The organism is Moorena sp. SIO3H5 (assembly GCF_010692395.1).
Classification (GTDB): domain Bacteria; phylum Cyanobacteriota; class Cyanobacteriia; order Cyanobacteriales; family Coleofasciculaceae; genus Moorena.
The window spans coordinates 1-15,608 of the sequence record NZ_JAAHHS010000165.1 but is presented as its reverse complement, the minus strand read 5'-3'; the positions used below and the strand labels follow the sequence as shown (position 1 = coordinate 15,608).

The 15,608-nt window shown below is 41.8% G+C and carries 12 protein-coding genes; 11 read left to right on the top strand and 1 reads right to left on the bottom strand.

What is annotated here, in order from left to right; translation table 11 throughout:
- Together F6K52_RS18540 and F6K52_RS18535 are read left to right on the top strand one after the other, a co-directional pair.
- The coding region (locus F6K52_RS18540) for an S-layer family protein (protein WP_293080632.1) at positions 1-1,889 on the top strand (1,889 nt) is incomplete at its 5' end.
- A gap of 6 nt (positions 1,890-1,895) precedes the next feature.
- Positions 1,896-6,119 carry a filamentous hemagglutinin N-terminal domain-containing protein gene (locus F6K52_RS18535; protein WP_293080629.1) on the top strand — a complete coding sequence of 1,408 codons (4,224 nt, stop codon included), beginning with the start codon at positions 1,896-1,898 and terminating at the stop codon, positions 6,117-6,119.
- 369 nt (positions 6,120-6,488) lie between these two features.
- On the opposite strand, the gene F6K52_RS18530 is transcribed toward F6K52_RS18535, so the two are convergent.
- Positions 6,489-6,806: a DUF3067 family protein gene (locus F6K52_RS18530; protein ID WP_293080638.1), complete on the bottom strand. Its 318-nt coding sequence runs from the start codon at positions 6,804-6,806 to the stop codon at positions 6,489-6,491.
- 239 nt (positions 6,807-7,045) lie between these two features.
- Between F6K52_RS18530 and petC the strand changes: the two genes are divergently transcribed.
- The 9 genes from petC to F6K52_RS18485 form a co-directional block, all read left to right on the top strand.
- Entirely contained in the window at positions 7,046-7,588 is a 543-nt protein-coding gene (petC, locus tag F6K52_RS18525; protein ID WP_293080626.1) for a cytochrome b6-f complex iron-sulfur subunit, read from the top strand.
- 114 nt (positions 7,589-7,702) lie between these two features.
- Positions 7,703-8,692: a cytochrome f gene (petA, locus tag F6K52_RS18520; protein ID WP_293080635.1), complete on the top strand. Its 990-nt coding sequence runs from the start codon at positions 7,703-7,705 to the stop codon at positions 8,690-8,692.
- Between the two features lie 902 nt (positions 8,693-9,594).
- Positions 9,595-10,155: a hypothetical protein gene (locus tag F6K52_RS18515; RefSeq protein ID WP_293080623.1), complete on the top strand. Its 561-nt coding sequence runs from the start codon at positions 9,595-9,597 to the stop codon at positions 10,153-10,155.
- A 112-nt stretch (positions 10,156-10,267) separates the two neighbouring features.
- Complete coding sequence (locus F6K52_RS18510; protein WP_293080620.1) at positions 10,268-11,122, top strand: succinylglutamate desuccinylase/aspartoacylase family protein; 855 nt, start codon at positions 10,268-10,270, stop codon at positions 11,120-11,122.
- Positions 11,123-11,171: 49 nt separating this feature from the next.
- On the top strand, positions 11,172-13,082 hold the full coding sequence (locus F6K52_RS18505) for a methyltransferase domain-containing protein (protein ID WP_293080617.1): 1,911 nt from the start codon (positions 11,172-11,174) through the stop codon (positions 13,080-13,082).
- A 201-nt stretch (positions 13,083-13,283) separates the two neighbouring features.
- Complete coding sequence (locus F6K52_RS18500; protein ID WP_293080615.1) at positions 13,284-13,523, top strand: DUF29 family protein; 240 nt, start codon at positions 13,284-13,286, stop codon at positions 13,521-13,523.
- Positions 13,524-13,653: 130 nt separating this feature from the next.
- Positions 13,654-13,983, top strand: coding sequence for a helix-turn-helix transcriptional regulator (locus tag F6K52_RS18495; protein WP_293080612.1), 330 nt, complete (start codon positions 13,654-13,656; stop codon positions 13,981-13,983).
- 43 nt (positions 13,984-14,026) lie between these two features.
- Positions 14,027-14,671 (top strand): Eco29kI family restriction endonuclease, encoded by a 645-nt coding sequence (locus tag F6K52_RS18490; protein ID WP_293080608.1) that lies wholly within the window; start codon positions 14,027-14,029, stop codon positions 14,669-14,671.
- A partial coding sequence (locus F6K52_RS18485; protein WP_293080604.1) for a DNA cytosine methyltransferase occupies positions 14,664-15,608 on the top strand: 945 nt, incomplete at its 3' end. The genes F6K52_RS18490 and F6K52_RS18485, both read left to right, overlap by 8 nt.

The window sequence follows — 15,608 nt, the reverse complement described above, 5'->3', positions numbered from 1 at the left end:
TCTCAAGCATTACCCGGGGTAGTGGCAATGCGGGCACAATCGTGATTGATACCAAAAAATTGCACGCCATCGGGGGTATTCTAAATACCAGCACCTTCAGCTCCGGTAATGCTGGTGAAATTACCACTAATGCCACAGAATCTATCATCCTGGAAGGAACAAGCCTTGAAGAGCTTGGGAAAATCCAGAGCGACGCTGAATCTGGAGCAACTGGGAATAGCGGGAGGGTGGTTGTTGACACTCCAGTTTTGCAATTGCGTGATGGCTCTCAGATCAGTTCGACTAATCGGGGTAATCGTGCTGGGGGCAGTCTAATAGTTAGAGCTAACTTAGTCGAAGCCACTGGTACCTCACCTGATAGTGTATTTCCCACGGGTTTGTTCACAAATACACTTGGCTCTGGCACTGGCGGTAATTTAATCATTGAAACCGAGCGTTTACTTGTCAGTGATGGAGCACAATTTAGCTCTAATGCCTCTGGAGATGGAGATGCTGGAAATATAACGATATATGCGTCCGAGTCGGTAGATGTAATTGGCACTGATGCTAGTAACCTATTCACTAGTGGCTTATTCACTAGTGGAGCAGTTTTTGGTACTACTAGGGAGGAAATTGCTGGGAAGGGCGGCAATCTCCTGATTGAAACTGGGCGTTTGCGAGTGGCTGAAGGGGGACGTCTCTTAGCCTCTGCAGTTGGTGCTGGGGATGCTGGCGATATTACCATTCGGGCCACTGAAGTGGAGGTCAGTAATTCTAAAGTAGATTTTACTGGCTTTATCAGTCGTATTTTTGTTTCCGTGCGTCCAGGAGCCACTGGCGATGGCGGTAAATTAACCATAGATGCTGAACGGTTGCACATCTTGGATGGTGGACAGGTCACTGCTTCTAGCTTAGGGGATGGTAAAGCTGGAAATATCATCCTCAATGTTAATGACATAGAAGTCACTGGTATTTCAGAAGATGGTGAGTTTCCTAGTCGCATTGCGGCCTTCTCTGATCGTGAGTCCGACTTCTCTGAAGGGAACTCCCCTGCTGGTAATGTGACCATTACCAGCAACAACTTGAGAGTTCGCGATGGTGCCGAAATTTCCGTCAGTGCTCGTGGTAATGGGGAGTTAGCTGAGGCCGGTGATCTCAAAATTACCGCTGAATCGATTCTATTAGACGGGGGCGCTACCCTTTCTGCGGAAGTCAATGCTGGGGATAAGGGCAATATTATCCTAGATTCCGACCTAATCTTGATGCGCGATCGCAGTAATATCACTACCAATGCTACAGGTTCTGCCACTGGCGGTAACATTACTATCGATACTAAGTTGCTAGTTGCCCTAGAAGATAGCGATATCACGGCTAATGCTGAAAATAGCTTTGGCGGACGAGTGATTATCAATGCCTTAGGCATTTTTGGTAGTGAATTTCGAGAAGAACTTACTCCAGAAAGTGATATTACCGCCTCTTCCCAACTGGGAGCCTCCTTTAGCGGTACCGTCGAAATTAATGCACCATACTCCGACCCTAACGCTGGATTATTCGAGCTACCGGAAACTTTTGTTAATCCCAAACTGCTCGTTGCTACTGGTTGCGGTACTGATGATGGTAATCAATTTACCGAATTTGGCCGGGGTGGCTTACCCACAGACCCCACTCAACCTCTTGTAGGTCAAACCCTGTGGATGGATTTACGTCCATTACCTCGCCACAGCGCTCGCCGTAGGAAAAATCGAGATCATGCGGCTAATGCTGTTAATCCAGGTAACTCACGTCGGTCTAGAATTATTGAAGCTAATCGATGGATTATTAATAACGACGGAGTGGTCGAGTTAGTAGCTGATTCACCTCAGTCGAGTCCGTTTATTTCCTGGTTTTCTCCTTATTATTGCCTACGGTAACAGCACTTGGAACTATGGCGCTACCCGACAGGTGTGACTGTGACCAACAGTGCCGGGAACTCTAAGACTGAGAGTAATCGGCCAGACAATTCCATGAAATGCGTCAGCTTCCCCTTTTCCAAAAAAGCTCATCCCCTCACAAAAAGCCTACCAACAGATACCATTTCACTAATGCAATTGGGCTTAGTGGGATTACTCGAAGTTGGAAGTCTATGTTTATTTTTCCAGCATCCCACCCTCGCTCAAATTACCCCAGATAATACCTTGGGAGATGAAAATTCAATCGTTACTCCCAATCAAACTATCCGTGGTGCAATAGCAGATTTAATCGAAGGGGGAGCAATACGAGATAGTAACTTATTCCACAGTTTTCTGGAATTTAATGTTGGTAATGGTCAACGAGTTTATTTTGCTAATCCCGATGGGATTACTAATATTTTGACTCGTGTTACTGGCAGCAACCTCTCTCAAATTCTCGGCACCTTAGGAGTAAATGGTAGCGCTAATTTATTTTTGCTCAATCCCAATGGTATTAACTTTGGAGCCAATTCTCGCTTAGATGTAGCAGGCTCCTTTGTAGCTAGCACTGCCGATAGTGCAGTATTTGACAATGGTTTCAACTTTAGCGCTAGTGATCCAAACGCCCCACCATTGTTAACCATTAATATTCCCACCGGTTTGCAATATGGTAGCAATCCTGGCCCAGTCAACGTGACAGGAGCTAGTTTAGGCATAGAGACAGGGCAAACCATGGCCTTACTTGGGGGTCAAGTAAACCTCAATAGTGCCACTCTCCAAGTGTCAGGGGGACGGGTGGAATTAGGAGGATTATCTAGTCCAGGAACTGTTGCACTCAATGGCGCGACATCCGTTAGTTTTCCTGATGGAGTCCAACGAGGTGATGTCTCGTTGACTAACAGTAGCTTAGTAGATGTAACTAATGTTAATGGCGGAACTATTGCCATCAATGGTGCTAACTTCGACATGTCTCAATCCAGTTTACAAGCTGGATTGACTTCAGGAGCATCAATACCAGATGCCGTAGCTGGGAATATTAGTATTAACGCTAATGGCAACACCACTCTCAGTGACTTGAGTTTGATTGCTAATGATTTACTAACAGGAGCGATAGGCAATGGCGGAAACATACAGCTAACCACTAGCGCCCTTAGTATTACTGGTGGCTCAAGAATTCAAACCGTTACCAATAGCAATGGCGGATCAGGAGATATTGAGATCAAGGCTAATGGTGCGATTAATATCTCCGGTTTCACTGAAGATGGGTTATTTAGCGGTATCCTAACTCATTCCGCTGTTGATACTAGTGGTACGGGTGGCAACATTACCATTAATAATGCCGAAGGGTCACTGAATCTAGGGAATCGGGGATTTATCGGTACAGTTACCAACAGTAGTAGTAATGCTGGTGCGATCGCACTGGATCTCAATACCTTAGTCCTGGAAACTGGTGGACAGATTATCACCCTTACCAGCAACATAGGAAATGCTGGAGACATTACCATTAACGCTACCGAAAGTGTGACCATATCTGGGGAAAGTCGGGATTTTGTCCCTAATCCTTTCCTGGACTTAGACACCTTTGACTTAAATGATCTGGAGTTTATTACTGACCCTAATCCCAACGTAGCGGAATCCGGACCAGGAGGAATACCCTATGTGTCCATTGAACGGACTCCAGAACAGATTATTAATGGCACCACCGTATTAGGTGCAGCGGAAAATCAAGTCGATTACTTCTCCTTCAGCATTACCACTAGCAATAGTCGAGCTATTTTCGACATCGACAATGGCTTTACTAGGGAAGACGACAGCGTAGATACCAAGATTTTCTTGTTTAATCAAGGTACAGGAGAATTATTAGAGGTCAATGACGATTCTCAAGCTGCTGATGGTGCCGGTGGCAGTAGACAAGTCTTTGACAGTTTCACCCTCGACTCCTTAATTGATACCACGATCACTGAGCCAGGGGTTTACTTACTCGGAGTCGGTGCATTCGGCTCTGATGCTAGTAATAATGAATTGATTGAGGGCACAAGCCCACAAGTGGGGGAGACTTACACCCTGCAAGTGTCTTTAGAAAATCAAGGCACTGAGGGCGTCTCGTTACCGGAAGACCCCTTTAATCCAGATAACTTTAATCCGAATGTGGAAGCCAGGAGCGGCTTATTTTCCGAATCGACAGGCACAGGTGATGGTGGCAGCTTAACGATTAATACTGACAAATTGATATTGAACAATGGTGGCAGAATTTCCACCGATACCTTTGATGCTGGTGCTGGTGGTCAGATTACTTTAAATGTTGGCTCATTGCTGAAAGTGAATGGATCAACCTTAATCTCAAGCAATGCCCGGGGTAGTGGCAATGCCGGTACAATCGTGATTGATACCAAACAATTGCAGGTGATTGGGGGTACTCTAAAGACCGACACCTTTAGCTCCGGTAATGCTGGTGAGATTACCATTACCGCGACAGAATCTGTGATTCTCTCAAGTACAACCGTCGTTGAAGAACTTGGGCGCATTGATAGCAACGCCAGGACTGGAGCAACTGGCAATGGAGGGATGGTGCTTGTTGACACTCCAGTTTTCCACTTGCGCGATGGTGCTCAGATCAACTCGCTTAATCGGGGGGATGAGAATAGGGGGGGCAGTATAACGGTTAGAGCTAACGAACTCTCAGCCATTGGTCGCTCACCTGATGGTATATTTCCCAGCGGCTTCTTTACAGCTACACGGGGCAACGGCTCTGGCGGGAATTTAACCATTGAAACCGAGCGTTTGCTTGTCAGTGATGGAGCAGAATTTTTCTCTGATACTTCTGAAGATGGGAATGCCGGAAATATCACTGTCTACGCCTCAGAGTCGGTAGATGTGATTGGCACTGATGCTAATGGTACAGTCTCTAGCGGCCTATTGACGAGTGCAGTAAATGTTGATACTACTCGGGAGGCAACTGCTGGGAGAGGGGGCGATCTAGTGATTGAAACTGGGCGTTTGCGAGTGGCGGAAGGAGGACGCCTCCAAGCCTCTGCGGTTGGTCCTGGGGATGCTGGCAATATTACCATTCGGGCAAGGTCGGTCGAGGTTAGTGATGCCTTTGAAGATTTTACTGGCCTGGTCAGTGGTGTGTTGGTTTCCGTGGATGAAGGAGCCACTGGCAATGGCGGTGAATTAAGGATAGATGCTGAACAGTTGCATATCTTTGATGGTGGACAGGTGATTGCGTCTAGCTTAGGGGATGGTCAAGCTGGGGATATCTTCCTTAATGTTAATGACATAGAGGTCACTGGTATTTCAGAAGACCCTCAGTATCGTAGTCGCATTGCAGCCTTCTCAGAAGGTAACTCGGCTGCGGGTTCCGTGACCATTACCAGTAACACCTTGAGAGTTCGTGATGGTGCCGAAATTTCCGTCAGTGCTCGTGTTTCAGGGGATAATGCCCAGGCTGGTAATCTCGAGATTACTGCTGAATCGATTCTATTAGACCAGAGCGCTACCCTTTCTGCGGAAGTCAGTGCTGGGGATAAGGGCAATGTTAATCTGGATTCCCAACTAATCCTGATACGCGATCGCAGTAACATTACTACCAATGCTACAGGTACTGCCACTGGCGGTAATATTACTATTGATACTGACTTGCTAGTTGCCCTAGAAGATAGCGATATCACTGCCAATGCTGTAAATAGCTTTGGGGGACGAGTGATTATCAATGCTTTAAGCATTTTTGGCACTGAATTTCGAGAACAACAAACCCCAAATAGTGATATTACCGCCTCTTCCGAACGGGGAGCTTCCTTTAGCGGTACCGTCGAAATTAATGCACCATACTCCGACCCTAGTGCTGTATTATTCGAGCTACCGTCCACTTTTGTTAATCCCAAACTCCTAGTTGCCACTGGTTGCGGTACTGATGAAGGTAATCAATTTACCGAATTTGGGCGGGGTGGCTTACCCACAGACCACACTCAACCTCTTGTAGGTGAAACCCTGTGGATGGATTTACGTCCATTACCTCGCCACACTGCTCGCCGCCGCAAAAATCCTTCGAGTGCTGCTAGTGCTGCTAATCCAGGTAACTCACGTCGGTCTAGAATTATTGAAGCTAATCGATGGATTGTTAATAAGGACGGAGTGGTCGAGTTAGTAGCTGATTCAGTTCAATCTAGTCCCTTCATTTCCTGGTTTTCCCCTTATTATTGCGTAAGGTAACAACTGGGGTGTGGGGTGTGGGGTGTGGGGTGTGGGGTGTGGGGTGCTCATAAGGGTAGGTTTTTTACTTTGTGCGATGGCCATAGCTTAAACTTCATGCACTTTTTGTCTGATAGTATGATACATTGCATCTCTTGCTAGATATACATTCTGGGCGTTATCGCCGTACGCGATGAAGCGTTCGCGAAGCGTGGCCAAAGGCCTCAGCTTCCGCTAAAAGCGATCGCGTAGCGTGAGCAAAGCGTGAGCAAAGCTCAATCCTGGTCTGAACGATCTCCCAAAAAGACTCATAATAAACAGCCTACCCGACTCCCGACTCCCGACTCCCAACACCCCACACCCCACACCCCACACCCCACACCCTATTCCCTAAAAATCCTCTACCATCCATTCTGAGGACCGCTCACCTAGTTCGATCGGAATACTAACCACTTTGCCTAGTCGTGGACGCTCACGGGTGTTGTTAATGAACTGTTGCACCTGGCTGGCTCCTCCCCAACCTTGGATATAGTTGGCTACTGTATCTAAATGCTCTAGGTACTCAGCTTCAGAAAGGGGGAAGGATTGCTGCTCTAGATACTTCCACATGATCTGAACAAAGATTTTCCCTTGAGTCCTCCGAACCTGGATGTCATAGGAGCGTCCCCACTTATTGAGCAGGAGTTGGTGCAAGTCCTGTCCTGTCATAGCCTCTTGCTCTAACTTCATGTTTACATTTTGTTACAAATACAACGCTTCTTAACTTTATGATAAAGCGTAAAAGAATGTAATAATACTTATAGTTCAAGCCGTGAATCCTTATATTGCAGGGATTTGGGCAACCCTGTCCAGTGGTTGAATTACACTACAGTTAGAAAAACAGGGTTCAAAAAATTCTGGTAATTTTCCCAGAATTGTAAAAAAAGTATACCTTTAGGCGTTCAGTTATGGCTCAAGCTTCTGGCTCTCCAGACGTTCCAGATATGGGGCGTCGCCAATTTATGAACCTCTTGGCGTTTGGGACAATTACCGGCACATTTGTTGGAGCTCTGTACCCAATCGTTAAGTATTTTATCCCCCCATCCAGTGGTGGGGCTGGTGGTGGTGTCACAGCTAAAGATGCTTTGGGCAATGACATCAATGTCAGCGAGTTTTTAGCTAGTCACAATGTAGGCGATCGCACCCTGACTCAAGGTCTCAAAGGGGACCCCACCTATGTGATTGTTACTGAAGATCAAGGTCTTGAGGCTTACGGTCTCAACGCGGTTTGCACTCACTTAGGCTGTGTTGTGCCTTGGAATGCTAGTAAGAACCGGTTCATCTGTCCTTGCCATGGATCCCAGTATGACAATACTGGCAAGGTAGTACGGGGACCAGCGCCTTTGTCTCTAGCTTTGGCCCACGCCACGGTAACAGAAGACGACACCCTAGTCTTCAGCACCTGGAAAGAAACTGACTTCCGCACTGGTGAAGAACCTTGGTGGAGTTAATTGCTTTAGTCCTTAGTCCTTAGTTTTTAGTTAATTGACTAGTGCTAATCAACCATTAGCAATTAACAAGTTGCAATTTTTAAATTACCAATTTTTGAGTTTTTTGGCTTAGTGATGAGAACACCTGATGTATCGGTGATGGTTAACCGTGGCAAGGGGATGATTGCCAGAACTATTGTCTTGGTTGTGGCAGCTGTGGCCCTTTTCTTTGCCAGTGATCTGGCAGTTCCCCAGTCAGCTGCTGCCTATCCCTTCTGGGCACAGCAAACTGCTCCAGCAACCCCTCGTGAAGCCACTGGCAAGATAGTTTGTGCTAATTGTCACCTAGCAGAGAAACCGACAGAAGTGGAAATCCCCCAATCGGTACTGCCAGATACTGTATTTGAAGCTGTGGTTAAGATCCCCTATGACCTAGAAGCACAAGAGGTCTATGGTGATGGTTCTAAAGGTGGCTTACAGGTCGGTGCCGTAGTGATGTTACCCGAAGGTTTCAAGATTGCTCCTCCTGACCGGATTCCGGAGGAAATGCAAGAAGAAACCGAAAACATGTACTACCAACCTTACAGCGAAGAACAGGAAAATATAGTACTCGTTGGTCCTCTACCAGGTGAGGAGTATCAAGAAATTGTATTCCCAGTTCTGTCTCCTGACCCGAGAACTGAGAAAAATATCTATTTTGGTAAATACCAGCTTCATGTCGGTGGTAACCGGGGACGGGGTCAGGTTTACCCCACTGGGGACCTTACCAATAATAATGCCTTCAATGCTTCTGCCACTGGTGAAATTACCAAAATTTCCTTTGAAGAGTATGTTGGCTACGACGTCACTATCAAGACAGCAGATGGCGAGACTGTAGTTGATACGGTTCCCCCTGGCCCAGAGTTACTGGTTGCTGAAGGAGATCAGGTAGTATCAGGACAAGCTCTGAGTACTGATCCTAATGTTGGTGGATTTGGTCAAAGGGATGTAGAAGTGGTCTTACAAGACCCAGCTCGGATTAAGTGGTTGATGCTATTCATCGGCGCGATTATGCTATCTCAAGTCTTGCTAGTTATTAAGAAGAAGCAAGTTGAGAAAGTCCAAGCTGCTGAAATGAATTTCTAGTATTAGGTGGCTAGTTTAGAGGTCACAAAGCGCGTTTGTATCTGGGTTGTAAACACAATTCTTGGCGAAAAAGGCAAGAGGCAAAAGGCAAAAGGCAAGAGGGTAAAGAAATCCTCAGTTTTATTGTCCAATAACAAAATCCTTGCTAGGTTTACATCTCATTTATAAACGCTATATTGCGATAGTTATTGGTTAAAGGTTGACAGTTGATGGTTGTAGGGATGTATAGTTGTGTCCCTTGGCTATCAATGGTCAACCTTTGTTTATTTACGGAGTCGGAAGTCGGGAATCGGGAATAGAAATATAGCAGTCGTATCTGAGAGCTGATTTGTAAACAAAAAATTAAGACGCTAATCTTCTTGTCATCAATCCAATTAGAGCTGATTTATAAAGTAAAGCTTAAGAGTACTCAAGCCCTTGCGGTATATAGTTTTCAGTTGATTATCCGCCTCTACAAGCTCAATCCCTGAAATCCTTGTACGGCAATGACTTTATCTGAGTTTACAAATCAACTCTCCAGCAAATAAGTGACTAGTGTAATTCAGTAAGCGATTGTTATAATTTTTGTTATAGTATAATAAATTCTTATAGATATAGCGTTTCGCGCTGTGAGTGGGTAGTGGGTTGGAAAAAAGCCAACTGGGTCAAGGTTTTGGCAATTCTTCATTTCTTCAGCTTGTAAATACACCAGTGCTAACTGCTATTAAGGTGAGAGTAAACGCATCTTGTCAATAAAACAAGGGTAGTTCTCAATAAACCAAGCCTTATTGCACTTGTTGACAATAAATTTTCGACATATAGTGTTTATTTAATTTGAAAAACACTATATATACGAATCAATCAAGTAGACCCGTTTACCCTGCTATTAAGGTGTCATCGTTATCAAAAGAAAGGAGGCTAAAGTGACTACTGATAAAATTAATCAAAGTAATCAAAATAGCTCCGAAAATATTTCTAATCGTGCGTCCGATAAATCCCATCTGGAAAACATAGTTAATGAAAAATATGGAGATAAATTTCATGATCATCTTTTGGGTGAATATAAGATTTACATAGAAATGATGGACAGGATTAGCTCTAGGAGAAATCAGGCTAATCAGTTTTATATTTCGTTGTTATCGGGATTGTTTGGATTAGTGTCAATATTGATTGATAAAAATTTTTTTTCTAGCTCTCATAATCTTATACTTTTATTATTATCTTTTTTGGGGTTGATATTATGCTTTGTATGGTTAACAACCATAAACTCATACAGGCAACTTAACTTATTGAAATTCCAGGTTATTGGTGAAATGGAGCACTACCTACCATTTGCTTGTTACTCCAGGGAATGGGAAATATGGAAGGATAATAAAAAAACATATATGCGGTTGACTGAAGTTGAGAAATATGTACCAATAGTTCTTGCAACAGCATACTTCGTACTGTTTGTTTATTCTGGATTTAATCTAATAAATAAATGATTTTCGGGAGCTTATACTATTGCCTGGACAGGGAGATAGTCACTAATACTGCTTTAAAAAAACAGGATAGGTAAAATTATATCATAATTTATTTTTCGGAGAAGAGCAAAGCGTGAGAGTATTAGCGAATTCAGAAGAGTTTCGATTAATAGAGTTTGATTCAAATAAAAATGGTTTTTCTGTTTGTATTGTAGGTGGTGTTCATGGAAATGAAACTTCCGGAATAAAATCAATTTCAAAACTGGAAAATGAATTATTGACAGAAAATCAGCTTCTGTCCGGGAAATTAATAATGTTAATTGCAAACTTAAAAGCAGTTAGGCTCGGACAAAGATTCATTGATTTTGACTTGAACCGTGCATTTGGAAACCCTAATGCTTTTGGACATGAGTCTAATCTTGCTAATTTTCTATCGCCATACTTATCGACCTTAGACTATGTACTTGACTTACACTCAACTTCTGCTTCGACACGCCCATTCTGTGCCGGAAAACTAACGGAAAATCATCTAAATTTATTTCAGATGATTGGCTTTGAGATTTACACACAAGGATGGGAGGTTCATAGACAGTATACTATGCTTGTAGATGACGTTTATCGCCTAGGTGGAATTGGTATTATTGCAGAATGTGGAAAGACAGATGAGTGTCAGACAGATAAAGTAGCTTATTCTGCTGTTATCCGTCTTCTTGAAGCACTAGGCATGTTAAAACCTTCTACCTCAGCTCAGATTCATACTTCTATTAATCTGACTATTATTCATATAAATCAGATTATTAAAGCAAAAACAAATTGTTTCTCATTCACACGCCATTTTGAAAATTTTGAGTTAGTAAATGCTTATGAAGTAGTTGCTTGTGATGGATATGATCCTCTGTCATATCCTTATAATTTTATAATTTCAATGCCAACTCAAGGTTCTCTTAAAGAAAGAAATGAAGCTTTTGGTATTGGTTTAATTAAATAAAAAAACTGACACATAATATAACCTAAAATACATTCAAAAATAGCATAGCATGAATTCACATAATAGCAAAAATGTATTTATATCATGGACTGGAGAATTTGGTAAGATTATAGCTTTATACCTAAGAGATGATTTACTTCATTATGATAGTTTGAATCCTTGGATTTCAGACGCTGATATTACTACAGGAGCACCATGGTTTTCTGAAACTAATAGAGCTTTAGAAAGAGCTGATTTTGGCATTATATGCCTAACTCCAGGCTCTTCTAAAAGACCATGGATAAATTTTGAAGCTGGTTTTATCTTCGGAAAGCTTAGTAACTGCAAGCTAGTAACTTTTGGTGAGAAACTAAGCAACCCTCTTCAACAACTTCAAGCAATTGATGGTATGAAAGCGGAAGATTGGATAAACCTTCTTGAGCAGATGACTGAGCGTAGGCGAGATGAGTGTAATGCATGGGTACAAATGAAGTTTCCTGAGTTTGAAAAGTTGTTAAGAAGAATAGATCAATCACCTTATGCTTATCTTTCAGAAATGGATAGAGCAATTGGAAATATTCAAGACTCTGTAGATAGATTAAAGGAAAATAAACTTGCATGTGAAAATGTTTGCTTTCAACAAGTGATTCTCGATTCTTATCTTGAAATACAAAAATACTCTTCAAAAATCAATAAAAATTATTATGTTCCAGCATTTCAGTATCCTCACTATCTTATATCTTTGCAAAATAAGTTTAATCCCATTGTTAAAGCCATTGCACTTGTTAAAGTAAAGGAGCAGTTTTGGCAGCAGTCTTTGGGTAGAGAGATACTATTGACATCTAATCGAAATAATATACGTGTATTTGTATTTGCTTCTGAAGAACAGCTTATTGAGATGCTTGATACACTTCAACATCATGCTAATAGATATAGAGTCTATGCAATGAGCCGATCAAGACTCTCTAGAGAGTTCGGCCCTCCTTATGATCAGAATTTCTCAATTGTCGATGCATCAAATAATAAGTTACTTGCCAATTATGAGAATATTCAAGGGCAAGAATTTATATGCTTTACTGCTGATCAAAATATAGTCGATAATTACGATAAGAAACTAGATGAAATTATTAGTAAAGCTGTATTTATTCCTAATATAAATAGGAATTTAAGAGATGTTGAAATTGAACGTTTAAGAAATCGTATGTTTAATCCTAATCATTTGACTGATTATGATACAAGGACTATAGAAATGTCTTTGTATATTGATATTGAAGACTATGATAAACATGAAGAAAAACATGCTTATTATAAGGAAATGATGGAACGAATGATATCCATTTTTCGAGAACATAACCATCATAATTCAGAACCATGTCAGGTTTTAGAATTCGGTGCTGGTACAGGAATTTTCACTGATCGCCTTGCTTCTATCGAAGAAATTGAAAAGATAGTAGCAGTAGAAATTGACTGGCATTGTTATAAAAAGCTTAATTCTAAATTTAGAAGGAAAGAAGGCAAGGTTAAAATCTTACATCAAGATAGCCGAACATATGATCCTGATGGAGTATTTGATTATATTTTTTCATCCTTTGCCGACCATCATATTAAAATTATCGACAAGGAGCAATATTTTGAAAATGTAAAACGTAATCTTAAACCCAATGCTTTAATGATTGTCGGCGATGAGTTTCTTCCAGAGCATGACTCAAATGATAAAAGTGCAAGAGAAGCTGCTTTGAGAAACTATCATAATCACATTATTGACCTTGCTAATCAACAACAGGAGTTTGTTTTAGCTACTCTTGAGCAAGAAGCATTGGATTCTGGACTTCGAGAGATAGGGGACTTTAAAATCTCTTGTCAACAGTATGAAGAGCTATTGACAAATACTGGATTTGAGTTCAAGAAAGAAAAGATAGGACCTCTTGATAAAAGTAATGTAGGAGGGGTCTATGTGTACGTAGCATGGTTGCCTACATAGTTAGACCTATCAGACTATAGACTACCTCATCAAAATCTCAATTTCTGCACCTCCCGCCGTTTCGTCTCTTTCCCCCATCTATAGCAATTCTACGACTTATGAGGTACAAAGCGATCCCCCTAAATCTCCCTTTTTAAGGTGGACTTTGAGCTTGATAAGCATACCTCATAACTGCAAGAAACGCTATATCATACTTGGCAATTGCTGAAAAGGCAGTACGTGGATTCAGAGCCTGATTATCGAGGCTGGGAAAATACCATCGATGAACAAAGAGAACAGATTAATCTTCTGTTGTCTGAATCTCCTAGCCTCAAGCCTTATCTTGAATCGGTCTTTTCCGATTGCTACAAATATCCACTGAAGAAGGTGAGCAGGAATTATCCATCTGTTAGTTTTCCCCAGAATTGTCCTTTCACTTCTGATATTTTATATCAAGATTGAATTGAAGCGTGGTTGTAAAAGTGGAACTGGCATCTTGCCAGTGGTTGTAAAAGTGGAACTGGCATCTTGCCAGTGGTTGTAAAAGTGGAACATAAGCTATTTTTTAGATAGCACCACGATCTAGATAAACATGCCAGACTATACTGTAAGATCAGGAAATATTTTTAGGGATTTAGGATTTAGTAATGCTCAAGAAAAGTTAGCTAAGGTTAAACTAGCTTCACTCATTTCCGATATTCTTGATGAGAGACAGTTATCTGATTCAGAGGTTGCTCTAATTTTTAAAATTGATATTCCTAAAGTCACAGATTTAAAAAATGGTCGCTTGCAGGGTTTCCCCTTGGAAAAACTATTATATTTTCTGGTAGCATTAGGTCAAAATATAGACATTATGGTCAGTCCAAAACCGGAAACTGTATCTAGTGGGAGCATACAAGTAGTGCGAACGCACTATAATTAAAGTGTCGTTATGATTGCGAATATTAGTCTTAACATCTGCCTATATGAGTGTTTTTGAACGTTCCAAGCACCTCTATGTATCTCCTGATTTTGATAAAATCATAAAAGACACAATTCGCTTTTTTAATCAAACTCCAGTTCATCAACTTCCGCTCCCAGAGCGTTTTCATGGTACCGGAGTCTATGCTATCTATTGCATTCCAAAATCTGGGATTTACTCAAAGTTCCATTTAGTCAATAGAACGGCATTTCGTATACCCATTTATGTAGGTAAAGCAGTTCCAAAAGGTTGGAGACAAGCCAGGCAAACATCATCTAATAAATCGAAAGGTTATGAACTCAACAATCGCCTCCGGCAACACAGTCGTAGTATCACCCTTGGAGAAGGGCTGGAGCTGTCAGACTTTTTTTGTCGATTTATAATTCTTGAAGATAAAGAGAGTGATTTAATCGGGACTGTTGAAGCTGCGTTGATCCGAAAGTATCAACCAATTTGGAATACACTCATTGACGGTTTTGGTAATCATGATCCTGGCAAAGGTCGATATGAACAAGCAAAATCTGATTGGGATGTTTGTCACCCAGGGCGTGCTTGGGCAGATAAGTGCCAAGGTATCCATTCAGACAAAAACCAACTCTACAAAAGTATTGAAGAATTTTTGGAAAATTTAGATCAAGAAAATGTCTAAAATTTCGTGCTTAGAGCTATTTGCTGGCGCGGGGGGTCTAGCCACAGGTATTCGGCTATCTGGAGTCAAACATAAAGCTTTTATTGACTGGAATAAAAATGCCTGTCAAACCTTGTCCCATAACTACAGTGACAACCTTGTTCACAATATAGATATTCGTGAATTAGATTTTAATCAGTTTGGTTATGTAGACATGATTGCAGGTGGACCTCCCTGTCAGCCATTTTCCATGGGGGGTAAGCATAAGGGGGATAGGGATCAACGAGATATGTTTCCCTATGTTTGTAAGGCAATAACCACTTGTATACCTAAAGTTTTTATCTTTGAAAATGTCAAAGGTCTTCTGAGAAAATCCTTTGCCAGATATTTTAACTACCTTATTTTAAGATTGATTTATCCTGATGTTGACCGGAAGGATTGGGAAGACTGGGATTATCATCTGAAGAGACTGGAAAAACTCCATACCTCAGGTAACTATGACGGGGTAAAATACAAGGTGGTTTTTCGATTAGTTGATGCCGCCGATTATGGCATTCCTCAGCGCCGGGAACGGGTGTTCATTGTTGGCATCAGAGAAGATTTAAGTATCCAATGGTCTTTCCCGAAAAAAACTCATTCTCTCGATGGCTTACTTTGGTCACAATTCGTTAGTTATGATTATTGGGAGAAGCATGGAATCAAGCCTTCAACCACTGAAAATCTAGATAAACGAACCCAGCAACGAGTTAATCGGCTAAAGCAACAACTCACTCTATTCACGCCATCGTTGAAACCTTGGAAAACAGTTAGAGACCAAATTGGAAAACTGCCAGAACCTGATTCATTAGGTAGTTTTGACCTTGAGCATGTCTTAAGAAAGGGAGCAAGAATTTATCCAGGACATACTGGCAGTTACATTGATATGCCTTCCAAAGCGTTAAAGGCAGGAGATCATGGA